The sequence below is a fragment of the Variovorax boronicumulans genome (genome assembly GCF_009811375.1).
Lineage (GTDB): Bacteria > Pseudomonadota > Gammaproteobacteria > Burkholderiales > Burkholderiaceae_C > Variovorax > Variovorax boronicumulans.
This window is the reverse complement of record NZ_BKDH01000001.1, coordinates 3,714,069-3,731,098: the sequence shown is the minus strand read 5'-3', so window position 1 is coordinate 3,731,098 and position 17,030 is coordinate 3,714,069. Positions and strand designations below refer to the sequence as shown.

At 69.4% G+C, this 17,030-nt stretch carries 18 protein-coding genes; 3 read left to right on the top strand and 15 right to left on the bottom strand.

Annotated features, from left to right (window positions below; genetic code table 11):
• Positions 1 to 9 precede the first annotated feature (9 nt).
• From VHAB30_RS17140 to VHAB30_RS17120, 5 genes are read right to left on the bottom strand one after another with little or no spacing between them, the layout of a single operon-like run.
• Complete coding sequence (locus VHAB30_RS17140; RefSeq protein WP_174250228.1) at positions 10 to 924, bottom strand: ABC transporter permease; 915 nt, start codon at positions 922 to 924, stop codon at positions 10 to 12.
• 25 nt (positions 925 to 949) lie between these two features.
• The gene (locus VHAB30_RS17135) at positions 950 to 1,885 is read right to left on the bottom strand and encodes an ABC transporter permease (RefSeq protein ID WP_056574393.1); all 936 of its coding nucleotides are present in this window, start codon (positions 1,883 to 1,885) and stop codon (positions 950 to 952) included.
• Between the two features lie 13 nt (positions 1,886 to 1,898).
• Positions 1,899 to 3,476 carry an ABC transporter substrate-binding protein gene (locus tag VHAB30_RS17130; protein ID WP_159277896.1) on the bottom strand — a complete coding sequence of 526 codons (1,578 nt, stop codon included), beginning with the start codon at positions 3,474 to 3,476 and terminating at the stop codon, positions 1,899 to 1,901.
• A gap of 49 nt (positions 3,477 to 3,525) precedes the next feature.
• Positions 3,526 to 4,977, bottom strand: coding sequence for a M81 family metallopeptidase (locus tag VHAB30_RS17125; protein WP_159277895.1), 1,452 nt, complete (start codon positions 4,975 to 4,977; stop codon positions 3,526 to 3,528).
• Positions 4,978 to 5,020: 43 nt separating this feature from the next.
• Entirely contained in the window at positions 5,021 to 6,175 is a 1,155-nt protein-coding gene (locus VHAB30_RS17120) for an NAD(P)/FAD-dependent oxidoreductase (RefSeq protein ID WP_159277894.1), read from the bottom strand.
• A 204-nt stretch (positions 6,176 to 6,379) separates the two neighbouring features.
• On the opposite strand from VHAB30_RS17120, the gene VHAB30_RS17115 reads away from it, so the two are divergent.
• Both VHAB30_RS17115 and VHAB30_RS17110 read left to right on the top strand, forming a co-directional pair.
• Entirely contained in the window at positions 6,380 to 7,093 is a 714-nt protein-coding gene (locus VHAB30_RS17115; protein ID WP_159277893.1) for a helix-turn-helix domain-containing protein, read from the top strand.
• Between the two features lie 43 nt (positions 7,094 to 7,136).
• Positions 7,137 to 7,487 (top strand): DUF2200 domain-containing protein, encoded by a 351-nt coding sequence (locus VHAB30_RS17110; protein ID WP_159277892.1) that lies wholly within the window; start codon positions 7,137 to 7,139, stop codon positions 7,485 to 7,487.
• A gap of 7 nt (positions 7,488 to 7,494) precedes the next feature.
• Here the strand turns inward: VHAB30_RS17110 and VHAB30_RS17105 are convergent, their stop codons facing one another.
• The 8 genes from VHAB30_RS17105 to VHAB30_RS17070 form a co-directional block, all read right to left on the bottom strand.
• Positions 7,495 to 8,310 (bottom strand): class I SAM-dependent methyltransferase, encoded by an 816-nt coding sequence (locus VHAB30_RS17105; protein ID WP_159277891.1) that lies wholly within the window; start codon positions 8,308 to 8,310, stop codon positions 7,495 to 7,497.
• Between the two features lie 205 nt (positions 8,311 to 8,515).
• On the bottom strand, positions 8,516 to 8,881 hold the full coding sequence (locus VHAB30_RS17100) for a DUF2845 domain-containing protein (protein WP_159277890.1): 366 nt from the start codon (positions 8,879 to 8,881) through the stop codon (positions 8,516 to 8,518).
• A gap of 44 nt (positions 8,882 to 8,925) precedes the next feature.
• The gene (locus VHAB30_RS17095) at positions 8,926 to 9,222 is read right to left on the bottom strand and encodes a hypothetical protein (protein ID WP_159277889.1); all 297 of its coding nucleotides are present in this window, start codon (positions 9,220 to 9,222) and stop codon (positions 8,926 to 8,928) included.
• A gap of 132 nt (positions 9,223 to 9,354) precedes the next feature.
• A complete protein-coding gene (locus VHAB30_RS17090) occupies positions 9,355 to 9,813 on the bottom strand; it encodes a chromate resistance protein ChrB domain-containing protein (protein ID WP_159277888.1) in 459 nt (152 codons plus the stop codon).
• Complete coding sequence (locus VHAB30_RS17085) at positions 9,810 to 10,736, bottom strand: Fe-Mn family superoxide dismutase (RefSeq protein WP_159277887.1); 927 nt, start codon at positions 10,734 to 10,736, stop codon at positions 9,810 to 9,812. The genes VHAB30_RS17090 and VHAB30_RS17085 overlap by 4 nt, the downstream gene beginning before the upstream one ends.
• A 10-nt stretch (positions 10,737 to 10,746) precedes the next feature.
• The gene (gene chrA, locus VHAB30_RS17080; RefSeq protein WP_159277886.1) at positions 10,747 to 12,120 is read right to left on the bottom strand and encodes a chromate efflux transporter; all 1,374 of its coding nucleotides are present in this window, start codon (positions 12,118 to 12,120) and stop codon (positions 10,747 to 10,749) included.
• A 170-nt stretch (positions 12,121 to 12,290) separates the two neighbouring features.
• On the bottom strand, positions 12,291 to 12,731 hold the full coding sequence (locus VHAB30_RS17075; RefSeq protein ID WP_159277885.1) for a surface-adhesin E family protein: 441 nt from the start codon (positions 12,729 to 12,731) through the stop codon (positions 12,291 to 12,293).
• Positions 12,732 to 12,805: 74 nt separating this feature from the next.
• On the bottom strand, positions 12,806 to 13,570 hold the full coding sequence (locus VHAB30_RS17070; RefSeq protein WP_159277884.1) for an AraC family transcriptional regulator: 765 nt from the start codon (positions 13,568 to 13,570) through the stop codon (positions 12,806 to 12,808).
• Positions 13,571 to 13,699: 129 nt separating this feature from the next.
• Between VHAB30_RS17070 and VHAB30_RS17065 the strand changes: the two genes are divergently transcribed.
• Positions 13,700 to 14,500, top strand: a complete 801-nt coding sequence (locus VHAB30_RS17065) for a sulfite exporter TauE/SafE family protein (protein ID WP_390903999.1) — start codon at positions 13,700 to 13,702, stop codon at positions 14,498 to 14,500.
• Between the two features lie 20 nt (positions 14,501 to 14,520).
• On the opposite strand, the gene VHAB30_RS17060 is transcribed toward VHAB30_RS17065, so the two are convergent.
• A complete protein-coding gene (locus VHAB30_RS17060) occupies positions 14,521 to 16,173 on the bottom strand; it encodes an ankyrin repeat domain-containing protein (protein WP_159277882.1) in 1,653 nt (550 codons plus the stop codon).
• Between the two features lie 176 nt (positions 16,174 to 16,349).
• The gene (locus VHAB30_RS17055) at positions 16,350 to 16,988 is read right to left on the bottom strand and encodes a class I SAM-dependent methyltransferase (protein WP_159277881.1); all 639 of its coding nucleotides are present in this window, start codon (positions 16,986 to 16,988) and stop codon (positions 16,350 to 16,352) included.
• Positions 16,989 to 17,030 lie beyond the last annotated feature (42 nt).

Sequence of the window (17,030 nt, the reverse complement as noted above, 5' to 3'; positions counted from 1 at the left end):
CGTTCCTCTTCACAGCTGCCGCGCCAGGCGCGGGTCGAGCGCATCGCGCAGGCCGTCGCCGAGCAGGTTGATGGCCAGCACCGTGGCCGCCAGCAGCAGGCCCGGGTACAGGATGATGTGGAACGCCACGGTCACGAAGTTGCGGCCCTCGGCCATCATGTTGCCCCAGCTCGGCGTCTGCGAAGGCACGCCCACGCCGAGGAAGGACAGCGCGGCCTCGGTGAGCACGGCGGCGGCGGCCACGAAGGTGGCCTGCACCACCAGCGGCGCCACGATGTTCGGCAGCACGTGCCGCACGAGGATCACCGGCAGCCGCGTGCCGACCGCGTGCGCGGCCTCCACGAACAGCTGCTCGCGCAGCGTGAGCGCCAGCGAGCGCACCAGCCGCACCACGCGCGGAATCTCGGGCACGGTGATGGCGATGATCACGGTGGTGAGGCTGGCGCGCGTCACGGCCATGAGCGCAATGGCCAGCAGGATGCCGGGGATGGCCATGAGGCCGTCCATCACCCGCATGATCGGCCCGTCGGCCCAGCGCACGAAGCCCGACACCAGGCCCAGCGCGATGCCGAAGAAGGTGGCGAGCACGGCCACCGAAGCGCCGACGATCATCGACACGCGACCGCCCCACACGGCGCGGCTGAACACGTCGCGGCCCAGCGCGTCGGTGCCGAACCAGTGCTCGGCCGAAGCCGGCTGCATGCGCGCCAGCGGGTCGATGTCCTGCGGGTCGTGGGTGGCGATCCAGGGGGCGGCGATGGACAGCGCGGCCACCGCGATGAGCAGCAGCGCGCCGACGATCAGCGTCGGGTGCTTGCGCACCCAGCGCCAGCGCGGCGGTACGAAAGGGGCGTCTTCGGCAGAGGCTGCGGCATCGGCAGGCACCGGCGCATCGACCTCACGCAAGGGCAGGGCAGTGGACATGGCGTCGTGGGGCTCGTTCTTTGTTCTAGTACTGGATGCGCGGATCGAACAGGCGGTAGCTCAGATCGATCAGGAGGTTGATCAGCACGTACACGCCCGCCGACAGCAGCAGCACGCTCTGGATCACCGGGTAGTCGTGGCGCTGCACCGAATCGATGACCAGCCGGCCCACGCCCGGAATGGCGAACACCGTCTCGGTGACCACCACGCCGCCGATGAGCAGCGCAATGCCCGCGCCGATGGTGGTGGCGATGGGAATGGCCGCGTTGCGCAGCGCATGGCCCAGCACCGGCAGCACGCCCAGGCCCTTGGCGCGCGCGGTGCGGATGTAGTCCTCGTGCAGCACCTCGAGCACGGTGGCGCGCGTCATGCGCGTCACCAGCGCGATGTACACCAGCGCCAGGTTCACGCAGGGCAGCACCAGCGCGCGCAGCCAGGCGCCGGGGCCTTCGGAGAAGTTCACGTAGCCCTGCACCGGGAACCACGGCAGCTGCACCGCGAAGGTGTAGACCAGCAGGTAGCCCACGAGGAACACCGGCACCGAGAAGGCCAGCACGGCGAACAGCATCACGAGGCGGTCGATCCAGGTGCCCGCGCAGTAGGCCGCGAGCGTGCCCAGCGGCACGGCCGTCACCAGCGTGATGAGCATGGTCAGCGCGGCGATCGACACCGTCGGCTCCAGCCGCTGGCCGAGCAGCTGCGTCACCGGCACCTGCGTGAAGATCGAGGTGCCCAGGTCGCCGGTGAAGATCTTGCCGATCCACAGCCCGAACTGCTGCCACAGCGGCAGGTTCAGGCCGAGCGCGGCGCGCAGCTTGTCGATGTCCTCGGTGGTGGCGAGGTCGCCCGCGATGAGCGCGGCCGGGTCGCCGGGTGACAGGTGGATCAGAAGGAACACCACCACGGCCACCACCGCCATCACCGGCAGCGTGGAAAGAAAGCGTCGAACGATGTAGCCCATGGTGGCGCGTGGCTTACTTGTCGAGCATCCAGACGGTGGGCAGGCCGGCCCACATCTTGTCCAGCCCCTTGATGCTGGCGCGCGCCGCGAACGCGGCCGAGTACTGGCCGGCGTTGATGTACGGCACGGCTTCGTAGGCGCGCGACTGGAAGGCGTCGAGCAGTTCCTTGCGCTTGGCCGGCACGGTTTCCTTCAGCCAGGCGGTGCGCAGCTCGTCGAGTTTCTTGTCGCAGGGCCAGCCGGGCAGCGTGTTGCCGCAGGCCGCGCCCAGGTAGGCGTTGCTGATGGGCGAGTTCACGTCGAACTCGCCGGCCACCGTGACATACATGTTCCAGCCGCCGGCATCGGACGCATCGCGCTTGGCGCGGCGCGCACCGATGGAGGCCCAGTCCATGGTCTGCGCATCGACGTTCAGGCCGATGCTCTTCATGGTCTGCGCGGCCATCAGCGCCTCGGCGTTGAGGTAGGGCACGTCGCTGGGCACCATCAGCACCACCTTCTCGCCCTTGTAGCCGGCGTCGGCGAGCATCTTCTTCGCCTTGGCGACGTCGGCCTTGCGGAAGGGCTCCGCACCGGCCGAGGTGTCGTTGGGGCTGCCGCAGATGAACCAGGTGGCGCAGTAGGCCATGCGCATGTCCAGTGGGAAGCCCATGGCCGCGACGAAGCGTTCCTGGTTCACGGCCTGCAGCAGCGCCTGGCGCACCTTCGGGTTGTCGAAGGGCGGGTGCAGCTGGTTCATCACCAGGAAGCCCTGGTAGGCGCCGCCGGAGCCGATCTTGATGTTGCTGTCGGTGCGCAGCGGCGCGATGTAGTCGGGCGCCAGCTGCTCGATGTAGTCGACCTCGCCGCGCTTGAGCGCCGAGATCGCGCTGTTGGCGTCGGGCAGGTAGAGCCATTCGACGCGGTCGAGGCTGGTCTTCTTGCTGCCGGCCAGGCCGCTCGGCGGCTCGCTGCGCGCCACGTAGTTCGGGTTGCGCACGAACACCGTCTTGTTGCCCGGCACCCATTCGTCACGCTTGAAGATGAAGGGGCCCGAACCGACGACCTCGGTGAGGGGCGCGGTGGCCGGCAGCTTGGCGATGCGCTCGGGCAGGATCACCGGCGGAAAGCCCGAGGGCTTGGCCAGCGCGTCGAGCACCATGCCGAAGGGTTCGTTGAGCGTGAGCGTGAGGGTGCGCGCGTCGGTGGCCTTCCACTCGGCGCCGACGGCCGTCATGGCGCGGCCCAGGCTGTCGCGCGCCGCCCAGCGCTGCAGCGAAGCCACGGCGTCGGCCGAGGTCACGGCGGTGCCGTCGGAGAACTTCAGGCCGGGGCGCAGCGTGAAGCTCCACTGCTTGCCGTCCTTGGAGGTCGTGTACTTCTCGACCATCTGCGGCTGCGGCTTGCCGGTGGCATCCTGCGCGAACAGCGTGTCGTACACCATGTGGCCGAAGTTGCGCGAGATGTAGGCCGTGGTGAAGGTCGGGTCGAGGATCTTCAGGTCGGCATGCGCCACCACCTTGAGTGTCTTGGGCGGCGTCTGGGCGAGCGCGGGAAGGCTGGCGGCCGAAAGGGCCAGGGCAGCGAGGGCGGCAAGCGTTCGTCGTTTCATCGTCGGTTCTCCGGTCGGTGGGGCGAAACGAAAAAGAAGAAGAGGGAGTTCAGGCGGCGACGCCGATGGGCCACTTCGGCAGGCGAGCCTTGCGGTACGGCAGGGTGGTGAGGTCGAGCGTCACGGCGCCAGGTGCGCCGGCGTAGATCACGTGCTTGGCCACCTGGGAGTACGACGCGTAGAAGTGCTGGGACGACTTGACGACCACGATCTTCTTGGCGGCCAGGTTGCAGCCCAGCTGCGTGAACAGGTCGGTGCCCATGGCCTGGTTGCGCCGCGTGATCAGCACGATGTCGATGCCGTTCACCTCGACCAGCGCGCAGTCGCCCATGGCGGTGGGCGTGTTCGACAGGCCCGTCATCACCAGGTCTTCCTTCAGCGCCTTCACGGTGCATTCGAGGTCCAGCGGGTCGCCCGACAGCGGGCTGATCTTGCCGCCGATGCGCATCTGCAGCCTGGCGCCCACGCCGGCGTCGAAGGCGATGCGCACGGCGATCGGGTCCCACATCGGGCCCAGGGCCGCATTGGTGATGCCGCGCTCCAGCATGCGACGCAGGATGAAGGTGGAGTCGCTCGCCGCGCCGCCGCCGGGGTTGTCGGCGCCGTCGGCCAGCACCACGGGGCCGCCGTCGAAGGCCAGGGCCTCGTCGAGCGAGTCGTCGATGCTGGGGTAGTTGACCGTGAGGCCGTCGCGCATGGCGATGACTTCGTCGGCCAGCTGGCGCGCCAGGGCATTGGCCTTGGCCTGGTCGCCGTCGGTGTAGACCAGCACCTTGGTGCCCATCTCGGGCACGTCGCCCCACGAGAAGCCGTGCGTGAGCGAGACCGAGAGCACGCCGTCCTTGCCTTCGAGCGCCTGCATGCGCTGCACGAAGCTGCGCGCCGGTTCTCGCGAGGTGTGGACGGTGACGATGATGTCGCAGTCGACCATCGCGACCACCGGCTTGACCTTGCCTTCCACGGCCGCGGCGCAGATGTCGACCAGCTCCAGCCCGCGTTCGAGCACGTCGGTGTGCGGGTACTCCTTGAAGGAGACCATCACGTTGGCGTTGTCCACCATGGCGGGCGTGAGGTGGTTGTGCGGGTCGAGCTCGGCGCCGATCACCACATCAGGGCCCACGATCTGGCGCACGCGCGCCAGCATGTCGCCTTCGCAGTCGTCGTAGCCGTCGGCCACCATCGCGCCGTGCAGGCCGAGCAGCACCATGTCCACCGGCAGCGCGGCGCGCAGGTCGTTCAGCATCTCGTCGCGCAGGGTTTCGTAGGCGTGGCGCGTGGTGATGCCGCTGGGCTGCGCGCCCGCCACCATGCCTTCGAGTAGCGTCCAGCCCTTTTCCTTGCCGCGGATGCGCGCGGCCCACAGCGGACCCGAGTAGATCGTCAGCGCATCGGGATGCTGGCCGGCGGGAAAGTAGCCGCGGTCCTTGAAGGAGGCGATGCCGGTCGGCATCGGGCCGAAGGTGTTGGTTTCGGTCGCGAGGGAGGCACTGAAGACACGCATGGTGATTTCTCGTGGGGAAGATTGGTGGGGGAGGGAACGCGAATCAGCCGGCGGTGCGCAGGCGCTGCGGGCCGAGCATCTCGGCCGTGAGCCCGAAGCCCGCGATGCGCTCGGGCAGCGGCAGGCCGCGTGCCAGCGCGGCGCAGGCCTCGCCCATGGCGGCCGAGGTCTGGATGCCGTAGCCGCCTTGCGCCGCGACCCAGAAGAAGCCGGGCGCGTCGGGCGCGAAGCCGCCCACCAGGTCGCCGTCGGCCACGAAGGAGCGCAGGCCGGCCCAGGTGCGCGTGGGGCGGCGGATGGCGAGCGTGGTCGCCTCCTCGATGCGGTGCATGGCGATGGCGATGTCCATCTCTTCGGGCTGCACGTCCTGCGGCTCGACCGGGTCGGCGTTGGCCGGCGAGCCCAGCAACATGCCGGCGTCGGGCTTGATGTACCAGCCCTCGTCGGCGGCGAACACCATCGGCCAGTGCGCGACGCTCTGGCCCTCGGGCGGCGCGAAGATGAAGGCCGAGCGGCGACGCGGCTCGATGCCCAGCGGGCGCACGCCGGCCAGCTGCGCGATCGTGTCGACCCAGGCGCCGGTTGCGTTGAGCACCACGGGCGCTTCGTACACCGCGTCGCCGGCCGTCACGCGCCAGCGTTCGCCCACGCGTTCCATGGCCGTGACCTCGGCGTCGCACACCAGCTTGCCGCCGGCCTGGCGCATGCCGCGCAGGTAGCCCTGGTGGATGGCGTGCACGTCCATGTCGGAGGCGTCGGGTTCGTACACCGCGCCGGCCACCTGCTCGGGGCGCAGCGCCGGCACCATCTCGCGCGCCTGCTCGCCGTCGAGGCGCTGGGCGCCGACGTTCATGGCGCGCAGCAGTTCCCAGTGCGCCTCGAGCTCGTGCAGGTGCTCGGTGCCCGCGACCATCATCGCGCCGCGCGGCGTGAGCAGCGGGTGCTCGGCGAAGCCTTCGGGCGGGTGTTCGAGGAAGGCGCGGCTGGCCATGGTGAGGGCGCGCACCTGCGGCGTGCCGTAGCTCTCCATGAAGAGCGCGGCCGAACGGCCGGTGGAGTGGTAGCCCGGCTGGGCTTCGCGTTCGAGCAGGATCACGCGGGCATGCGGGGCGAGCCAGTGGGCCACCGAGGCCCCGGCGATGCCGCCGCCGATCACGAGGTAGTCGGCCACGACGGGAGTGGTTGTGTTTGTTGTCATCGCCGAAAAGTGTAGGTAGAAATTTGCGGATACGCAAATTGATTTGCGCCAACCAAGGGGAAACCATGGGTGCACCACCGAGGTGAAATTTGCGTACACGCAATTTGCGCATACGCAAAACGCATGCCGGGGCTGTCGCGCCGTGCGTGGCCGGCCGGGCGCGGGGCTGGCAGAATCACCCGGCATACCTAGAGAAAGCCAAGCGTGACTCCACACACAGGGAACCGGGGCGGGGCGAAGCCGAAGGAAGAGCCGCCCACGCTGGACCGCACCACTTTCGGCCATCGCCTGCGCACCGCGCGCAAGCGTTTCGGCTGGACGCTGGCGCAACTGGCCGAGCGCTCCGGCGTGTCGATCACCACCATCTCGCGCGCCGAGCGCGGCCAGCTCGCGCTCGGCTACGAGAACTTCACCGCGCTGGGCCGCGCGCTCGAGATGGACATGAACGCCATGTTCGCGGGCGCCGGCGTAAAGCCCGAGCAGCTCGACGGCCCGGTCGTCACGCGCGCGGGCAAGGGCGTGGTCTACAAGGGGCTGGCCATCGCCTACGAGTTCCTGGGCACCACTGCCGCCGGCAAGCAGATGAGCCCCATCGTCGGCACCGTGCACGCACGCCGCATCAACGGCCCCGAGGACTTCGTGCGGCACACGGGCGAAGAGTTCGCCTACGTGCTGTCGGGCGAGATCGACGTGTACTTCGACAACGGCGAGGTGGTGCGCCTGGCGCGCGGCGACTCGCTGTACTTCGACAGCCGCCTCGGCCACGCCTACGTGAGCGTGAGCCGCCAGCTCGCGAAGATCGTGGGCATGACCTCGGGGGAGAGCGGGCACATGAAGTCGGCGCGCGAAGCGCCTGCGATGAAGCCGGCGCGCAAGACCGTGGCGGCGAAGAAGACTGCAGGTGGCCGCAAGGGCTGAGCGACCGCGTCAGCCTGCGGCCCGACTTGAAGGAGACATGACGATGTCAGAGCACCGGATTTTCGCGATGCCGTTCGCCAAGGTGTACCCCATGTACGTCCAGAAAGCGGAGCGCAAGCAGCGTACGAAGGAAGAGGTCGACGAGGTCATCTGCTGGCTAACCGGCTACGACGCCGCGGGGCTGCAGCAGCAGATCGACCAGCAGAACGATTTCAGGACCTTCTTCGCGCAGGCCCCGGCGCTGCATCCGAACCGCGCGTTGATCAAGGGCGTGGTGTGCGGCGTGCGCGTCGAGGAAGTCGAAGACCCGCTGATGCAGAAGATCCGCTACATGGACAAGCTGGTCGACGAGCTGGCCAAGGGCAAGGCGATCGAGAAGATCCTGCGGGCGTAGCGCGTGTCTAGCCCGTCGCCACGATGACGTGCGCCTGGATCTTGCCCGCCACCGGGCCGGTGCCATGCCGGCTGGCAATCGCCTCCTCCGCGCGGTCGGTCGCGAGCGGGAGCAGGCTTGCGTCGCGCGCCTCGATCTCGTTGCGCAGCGGCGTGCCCTGGCAGTAGGCCACCGCCACCTCGCGTGCCGAGGGCGAGCGGCTCAGCTTCTCGTGCGTCTGGACCTCGATGTCGGTGAACCCCGCGCGGCGCAGGTCGTCGCGGATCTGTGCGACGTCGTGGTAGCCGTGCGGCGTGCGCGCGAGAAAGCGCGGCGGGTCGTCCGGGAACACGGTGGCGACGGCGCGGGTGACGTCGTCGGCGAAGGCGTTGTCTTCGATGCGGTCCCAGACGCTGAACACGAAGCGCCCGCCGGGTTTCAGCACGCGACGCGCCTCGCTGTAGCCGGCAACTCTGTCAGGGAAGAACATGGCGCCGAACTGGCACAGGACCACATCGAACGAGGCGTTCTCGAACGGCAGGGCGAGCGCATCGGCCTGCCGCCATTCGATGCGGTTGTCCCTCGCCTGCCGCGTGACGGCGTAGTCGAGCATGGCGGGGTTGAGGTCGGTCACCACGTAGCGCGCACCGGCACCGAGTTGGGGTGCCAGCATCCGCGTGACCGCGCCGCTGCCGGCCGCCGTTTCCAGCACCGCGCGGGGCGAGAACGCAGCGACCAGGGCGGCCGCGTCGACGGCGTAGCCCTCGAAGATCAGGGGGACCATCAGCGTGTCGTAGAACTTCGGGATCGAGCCCGCGAACACCTTGTCGCTTTCGTCGGCCATGGGAACTCCTTGAAAGCTCTGAACAGAGCGGGCCTGCTCCCTTGCTCCAACGAGTCCGTTGCCTGTTTGGGCATGCGTGACGGGGACGATGGGCCATGGTGGCCCTGCCAGGCATCGTCGTCAACGCCGTTGCGCGGGCGTCCTCCCCTGTAGTGGGTACCGGAGATGTTGCCGGGCGTTTCGGGCGCACTGATCGGTCGATCCCCTAACGGCCGCGGTCCCCATCGCGCACCGATTCGATCGTGCCGTTGTAGATGCGCACGATGCCGAAGAAGGTGCCCGGACCCCGGTCGTAGGTCCACTCTTCCATCGGCACGCATTGATTGGCGAGCACGGCCTCGGGGCTGCCTGGCCGATAGGGCGTGAGCACCCAGCCCAGCTGCACCATCGGCACACAGACCGCCTGTCGGTAGACCGGCTCGCCGCAGGTCTGGAGCAAGGTCGCGGGGGACGCTCCTTTTCCGACGAGGTAGCCGTTGCAGGCGAGGGACTGTGCTGCCGCGGAACTGGCGATCAGCAAGGCGGCCGCTGCGATCGAAACCCCGGTGGCCAGGCGTGCGAGACGAGTCATGCTCGGCATCGTTGACCCTCTTGAATGCTTCATGTGGTCATCACTCACTCACGAACCAGCTGGGTGTACCGCCAGAGGCCCCAGATCGCGCCGACGGTGATGCCGATGCCCACGCTCCAGCCCGCCGGCACATCGAATCCGATCGCCAGGATCAGCATCAAGCCGACGCTGACCAGCGCGATGAAAGTCAGCGTGACGAAATCGAAGCGCGCGACCTCGACGGTGTCTTCCGCCATGCTGCGGTGGCGCTGGCCGTGCTTGCGGCGCAGGCCGCGGAACAGCAGGACATCGAGAACGAAATCGAAGATGCCGACGACAAGGTCGGCCAGGATGCTCCACATCGGGACGCTCCATTTGCGGTGACACCCTGGGTTGTCGCTGTGCGCTCAAGGGTCCGACCCGGGTGGTGCGGCGGAGCCGGACGAAATGTTAGCGTGCTTCCGGCAAGGCAGGCCATCGTCCTCCGACCCGCTTCACCCCGGCATCTTCGGTGGCCAGTTGTGCGTCTCGCCGCGGCCGTCGCTGCACCAGGCATAGAGCGCGTCGTACATCACCAGCCCATGCTGCAGCATCGCGTGGTCATCGGCAAACACGCGCGACAGGCCCAGCGAGATGGCGTAGAGCCCTGCCGACTGCGGCGTGAGGTCGAGCCGCGAGGTGTCCGCACCGCGCACGATGTCGGCCATCTGGTGCAGCGCAGGCTCGGCGAGCCGGTACTTCGCGAGGAAGGCGTCGAAGCTGCAGCGCTCGCCGACGTGGCTCATCTCCACGCCCGGAATGTCGTAGGGCGTGGCGCCGGTGCTTTGCGCCATGCCCAGCACGTCGGCCGGCGGCACGTAGAGAAACTCGGCCTCGCGGTCGATGAAGCGCAGGATCAGCCACGGGCAGGCGATGCGGTCGATCTTCGGGCGTTCGCGGGTGATCCATTTCATGGCGTGGCTCCTGGGTCGGCAGGCTTGGGTTCGAGCGGACGGCCGGCGGCCTGCCAGCCGTCGATGCCGCCGCGCAGATAACGTGCATCCAGGCCCGCGGCGCGCAGCCGCAGGGCCGTGCTGCGCCCGACCTCGTGGCCGTACACGCAGTAGACGACGAGCGCGCGGTCGGCCGGGAGCTCGACGGCCCAGTGCTCGACCGCCGCCGGGTCGCGCCAGCGGGCGCCGGGGAGCATCGACGTGGCCTGCGCGAACACGCCGGCACGGCGCACGTCGAGCAGCATCGAGCCGGCCACGTCGTCCTGCGCCGCGCCGAAGGATTCGCTGGCGGCGTGCACCGCCTGCTGGTAGCGCGCGTACACCGGGGCCCAGTCGACGTTCGCCATGAAGGCATCGACGTACGCGCCGGCGGCGGCGCCGTGGTCCAGGTGGTAGGCGTGCTCGTACATGTCCAGCGCCAGGAGCGGCGTGCCGCCTGCCAGCGCATGGGTGTGGCCAGCAGCCCATTGGTTGACGAGCGTGCCCTCGCGCGGCTGGAAGGTGAGCAGCACCCAGCCCGAGCCGCCGCCGAGCGCCTTGCCCATGGCGGCGAACTCTTCGCGCCATCGGTCGACGCTGCCGAAGCTTGCCGCCAGGGCGAGCGCCATGGCGGGCTCCATCGTCCGGCCGTCGCCGCCGAGCGAGGCGAAGTACAGCTCGTGCAGCAGCATCGAGTTGCTGGCGATGAGCTCTTCGCGCTTGAGGCCGTTGAGCGCGAAGCCGGGCATGGCGGTGAACGATGCGGTGGCGAGCTGCGCGCGGATGGCATTGAGGCGCTTGACGGCGCCGCCATAGTTGTTCTGGTGATGGCTGTTCAGAAGCTTCTGCGACAGCCCGCGCAGCGTGGCGGGGTCGAAGGGCAATGGTTGGGGGCGGGCGTCCATGGGAACTCCTTCAGCGCGGCAAGGAAGACAGCCACGTGAGCGCCAACCCGATGGCCGCGCAGGCACCGAGCAACGTCATCACGCCGACCTTGAAGCGGAACAGGGCGATGACCGCAGCCACGGCCATCACCGCCGAGATCGTGTCGAAGCGGCCTGCGAAGCCGTGCGGCCAGAGCACGTGGTACGCGAAGAACAGCGCCAGGTTCAGGATCACGCCCACCACCGCCGCGGTGATCGCCGACAGCGGCGCCGTGAAGCCCAGCCGGCCGTGCGTGGCCTCGATGGCGGGCCCGCCCGCCAGGATGAAGATGAACGAGGGCAGGAAGGTGAAGAAGGTGACGACCGTCGCCGCCAGCGCGCCGCCGAGAAACAGCGAGTCGGGCCCCAGCACCTGCGTCAACCAGCCGCCGACGAAGCCGACGAAGGCCACGACCATGATGAGCGGCCCCGGCGTGGTTTCTCCCAGCGCCAGCCCGTCGATCATCTGCGCGCCCGAAAGCCAGTGGTACTGCTCGACGGCCCCCTGGTACACGTAGGGCAGCACGGCATAGGCGCCGCCGAAGGTCAGCAGCGCGGCCTTGGTGAAGAACCCGCCCATCTGCGTGAGCGTGCCGTGCAGGCCCTGGGTCGCCACGAGCACGCCCATGGCCAGCAGCCACAGGCCCAGGCCGATGCCCAGGATCTTGAGCAGGTGCGCGCGTGAAAAGCGCGCGTGCGCCGGCGTGGGCGTGTCGTCGTCGATCAGCGCCGGGCCGTAGTGCTGCTGCGCGCTGCCGTGGCCGCCGCCGAGTGCGAACACCTCGGGCGCCCATCGCGCGCCGACGTGGCCGATGAGGCCGGCGGCCAGCACGATCGCAGGAAATGGCGCATCGAACGCGAAGATGGCGACGAAGGCCGCGGCGGCGATGCCCCACATCCACCGGTTCTTCAACGCGCGGCTGCCGATGCGGTGCGCCGCGTGCAGCACCAGCGCAGTGACCGCCGGCTTGATGCCATAGAAGATGCCGGCCACTACGGGCACGTTGCCGAACCGCAGGTAGACCCACGACAGCGCGATGAGGATGAACAGCGAGGGCAGCACGAACAGGGCGCCGGCCACGAGGCCGCCGCGCGTGCGGTGCATGAGCCAGCCGATGTAGGTGGCCAGCTGCTGCGCCTCGGGGCCGGGCAGCAGCATGCAGAAGTTCAGCGCATGCAGGAAGCGCTTCTCGCTGATCCAGCGCCGCCGCTCGACCAACTCCGCATGCATGATCGCGATCTGCCCGGCGGGCCCGCCGAAACTGATGAAGCCGAGCTTGAGCCAGAAGCGAAACGCTTCGGCAAAGGAAATGGGGGCAGGGGGCGCAGGAAGCGCAGAGGAGGCGTCGGGCAAGGCGGTGTCCACGGAAAACTCCGTTGAGGGTCACCAGCGCTTGGACGGGACACCGTCTTGCTTTGCAGCGCGGGAGGCTGTTTTCCCGCGGAAGGGCATCGTAGCAGTGGCAGTTCCTGCTGGCAACGTGAGGCCCTCAGGCCCTCTTCACGTTGCTGGAAAGCGCCCGTGCGTCTTTTGGGTCAGCGCACCTGCGCGCACACGCGCTTGAACACGATCCCGCTCACCGTGGTCGGGCCGCCCACGGCCTTCCATTCGCTGCGACGGGCGAGGTCGATGTCGTGCACTTCCAGCGGCCCGTTGTGGCTGACGACGCGGCGCATCTTTTCGCGCCGGCCCTTGCAGTCGTAGTCGTAGAGATAGCGCGAGGTGCGAAACGGGGTCTTGCCCACGTCGGTCTGCAGTTCGTCGTAGCGGTAGAGCGTCCACGCTTCCACGGCATCGCCATGCGGCTTGATCGAATCGCGTTGCAGCAGCACCTGCTTGCGCGGGGTGGTGGCGATCTCGGTCCAAGTGTCGGCGGCGTGTGTGGCAACTGCAGTCAGCAAGGTCGCTGCTGCGCAGGCGGATGCGACAAGGTGGCATGCCAGCACGGCGCGGTGCTTGGGCAGACGAGGCTTCATTGGTTTCACTCCCTGTGAATCGGTGGCAAGCAGGCGAAGAATGCCATGCATCGCTGCGGGCGAGAACCTGCGCCTCAGGCCGCGATGAACGCCGAAGGCTTCTGCCCGAGCCGCTTGCGGAACATGGTGGAGAAGGCGCCCGGGCTGTCGTAGCCCAGCTGAAGCGCCACCGCCGTCACCGGCCGGCCCATTGCCAGCTGGGCCATGGCCGAGAGCAGGCAGGCCTGGCTGCGCCATTCGGCGAACGCCATCCCGGTGTGCTGGCGGAAGAACCGGCTGAAGGTGCGTTCGCTCTGGTGCAGCTGCTGCGCCCAGGCCAGGGGCGACGTGCGCACATCGGGCGCGTGCAGGAAGGCGATGCACAGCGCCGCCAGCCGCGGCTCGCCCGGCAGCGGCGCAAAGAAGGGCAGGGCCGCCGCGCGGCCGACTTCTTTCAGCACCAGCGACATCAACAGGCCGTCGCGGCCGCGTTCGTCGTACAGCGCCGGCACGTCGATGGCCTCGATCAGCAACTGCCGCAGCAGCGGCGACACGGCCAGCACTTCGCACTGCGGACCGCCGCGCGGCGCGGCGGCCGGCTCGATGTAGAGGCTGCGCGTGCTGACGCCCACCATCCGCACCCGGTGCGGCTTGCCGGCCGGAATCCAGACGCCGCTGTGGGGCGGCACGACCCAGGCGCCGTCGTCCGTGCCCACCTCCATCAGCCCGGTCGCGCCGTAGAGAAACTGGGCGCGGCGGTGGCTGTGCATTTCGAGCAGGGTGCCGGGCGCGTAGTCGGTGCCGATGGCCAGCACGGCGCGGGGCGTGGGGTCGAGGGTGTCGAGAGGCTGATTGCGCACGGCAGCGGATTCATGGGTTGGCCGGAACGCAAATATTGTTGACCGAACACCGCAAGCGCGCCAGCCCCTCGGACTCTAGCCTCGAGGCTTCTTTCCGTGTCGATGGAGTGCCTTGTGTCGTTGTATGTGATGTTGGTGGTGTGCGGATGCCTGACAGGCGTCACCACCGTGCTGTTCGGCTTCGGCGGTGGATTCGTCGTGGTCCCGTTGCTCTACCAGCTGCTGTCCCAGCTGAATGCGGCCGACAGCGCCGTCGGGCAGTCGGCCATGCAGATCGCGGTGGCCACGTCCACCTGCGTGATGGTCTTCGGCGCGCTGCTGGCCACGTGGCGCCATCAGCGAGCGGGGACGCTGGACTGGTCGCACATCCGGCCGCTGCTGGGCGTCATCGGAGCCGGTGCGGTGCTGGGTGCGCTGGCCGCCACCGCGGTCCACGGGGAATGGCTGCGCTGGGCGTTTGCCGCGTACCTGGCGCTGACCATCGTGGACTGCTGGCTGCGCCCCGGCTTTCTTTCGCCGGCCGTGGCGAGCCGGGCGGCGCCCTCTCTCACGGCCACGGCGCTGTCGGGCCTGGCGATCGGCTGGATTGCCGCGTTCCTCGGCGTCGGCGGCAGCGTGATGACGGTGCCGCTCATGCGCCGTCGCGGCATCGAGATGAGTCGCGCGACGGCCATGGCCAATCCGCTGTCCCTGCCGGTCGCGCTGGCGGGCACGGCCACCTACGTGGCCTTGTCCGCCACCTCGACGCCGTCGTTCGGGCCGTGGCATGTGGGGTATGTCGACGTGCGCGCGGCGGCGGCGCTCGTGGTGGGTTCGTGGATCGGCATCCGCGTCGCCGCGCTGTGGATCGGGCGCATTCCGGACCGCGTCCACGCCAAGGTCTACCTGGCCTTGTTGATCGCGGTGTTCGGGGCGATGGTGGTGCGCTGAGCGCGCGGCACCGTCCGGCTTCACGCCATCGATGCGCCCAGCAGGAAGTCCGTGACCTCGTCCGAGAACACGCTGCGCCGCGCACCGATGAGCACACCATCCGCACTCTCCGGGTCGGGCCGTGCGGAAGGCATGCCGTGGGCCACAAGCGCCTGGGCGCAGCCGACCCAGTCGCCGCCTTCGACGGGCTCGTTGAGCGTGGCCCACGACAAGGTGCCGCAGGCGTTGTCGCCGAAGCCGTGCGGCGCTTGCCAGTCGGCACCGTGTGCGAGCAGGAACCGGGTGAGCGCCGCATCGCCGCAGAACACGGCGTGGTTGAGTGCCGAGGCGTCCCAGTCGCCGCCACGGACTTCGAGCGGCCAGCCGAGCCTGACCATCGCCTTCACCGCGTCGCTGCAGTCCTGGGCGGCGAGCTCGGGCAGCAGGCGAAGCTGCGTGGGGTCGAGCGAGCCGATGAGGCCGGGGTGCCGCGCCTGCAGCTCGCGCGCCGTGGCTTCGTCGCCGCGCGCGCATGCGGCGATGAAGGCCTCGCTGGTGGGGAGTGGCGCGGGGTCGCCGCTCGCGGCCTGCAGCAGCTGCGCGACCCCGGTCAGCCCGAAGCGCAGGGCGACGGTGTGCGCGGGCGTGCCGTCTTGCGTGAACACGTTGGGGTGCGCGCCAGCGGCCAGCAAGGCCTCGATGTGCGTCGGTGAACGGCGGCGGCGAAGGGCCCACAGCAGCGGCGAACCCCAGTCCGAGATCGGCGGGCCCTGCGGCGGCTCGTTCGCGTCGCCGCCGTGTGCGAGCAGGAGGCGCAGCGTCTGGACGTCGTCCAGGTCGAGCACCCGGTACAGCGCGTTCGAACCCGTCACGCGCGCACCGGCTTCCAGCAGCAGCTTCGTGCAGGCGGGCTGGTCCAGCGAGTGGTACAGCGATTCGCCGTCGTTCGGGTCGGCCCCGGCGTCGAGCAGCAGCTTCGTCAGCTCAGCGTCGTGGTTCTGCCCGGCCGCGCCGTACAGCGCGGAAAGCCGCTCGGTGTCGGCCGGCGCTTCGAGCGATGCGGGAGGCCAGCGGTTGCCGGCCGATTGATCGGGGGACGCACCGGCGTCGAGCAGGAACTTCGCGCACGCGTGCAGGCGTTCGCGATGGCCGGGCAGTCGCATCAGGCCGGAATGCGTGACGGCCACGAGCGGCGGCAGGTGCAGCGGGCCGCCCGCGCGATGGACCCATGCGGGGTCTTGCGCGGTGGCGTGGCGCAGCGCGGCTTCATCGCCGATGGCGCAGGCCACCCAAGGGTCGCCACCCGCCGTAAAGGCAGGGTTCTCGTCGCGCATGCGCAAGGCCGCCGCAGGCCGTGCGCGGTTCGTGCCGCCGGCGATGTCGCCCGCGTACACGAGGCGCAGCCAATGGAGCACCGCTTTGGCCGGGTCATCGGCCTGTGCCCTGCGGGCCAGGACAAAGCCCTGCAGGTCGGCCCACGAGGCGAAGCCGTACTCGCGCGCCACGCACGACTGGGCATCGTGCAGGCGCAACGCCTGGGCGGCCAGGGCGCCATCGGTCTTGCCCGATGCGGCCGGCAAGGCACTGCGAAATCGGTGAAAGGCCGTGGGGTCGTTGCTTCGGTAGAGCGCCAGCAGTTCCTTGGCTTGCTTCTTCAGGTGGCCGATGTCGGGCCGGGCGGGAATGCGCTTCATGGAAACCTCCGTGCATCAGGCGCCGATGACCCGCAAATCCGGCTGCACAAAAGGCTGTGGATCGTCATGAAGAAGGCAAGTGGGTTCAACCCTTCCCGCGGGCCCGGGCGCGGCTTGCACCGCGGCTCGGATGGTAGCGGATCGGGGCAGGGCGACGCCGCGCGCCGAAGCCCGCATCACCGCTTGCGCGCCACGATGAAGGGGCGGTTCTCGCCACCCTTCGTCGCGTGGTTCTCGCTCGCAAGCACCTCGAAGCCGGCAGCCTGCAGATGCGCCCCGAGTTCCGCCGCCCGGAACACCCCGGCATGCGGCGCCAGCCCGATCGCGCGCATCGCGGGCAGCAAGGCCAGCCGCAGCAGCGGGGTCATGTCGCCGAGGCAGGGCGTCTTGGAGACGAACAGGCCCTGCGGTGCGAGCAGGGCGTGGATGTGGTGCAGCGTGCCGGGCAGGTCGCGCACCAGGTGGAGGTAGTTGAAGCCCAGCACGGCGTCGAAGGGGCCTTCGCCCGGTGCCAGCGTCTCGGCGGTCGCCACGCGGAACGACAGGCCGGGGACCGGGGCGGTGGCGTGTTTCTCTTCGGCGATGGCGATCATGCCGTCGGCGATGTCCGTCGCCAGGTACGCGCGAACGTGGCCCGCGAGGCGCAGGGCCGTCGTGCCGGTTCCGCAGCCCAGTTCGAGCACGCGCGCGTCGGGCTTGAAGAGGGCGCGGGTCCGCTCGAGCGTGCGCGCGTAGCCGGCCTCGTCCGCGATGGCGCTCTTCGCGTAGCGGCGCGAGCTGCGGTCCCAGAATCTGGCGTCGTTCGCTAGGCTCATGGTCTTCGATGCGGGGTGTGTGGAAGGGTGCGGCGCACTGTA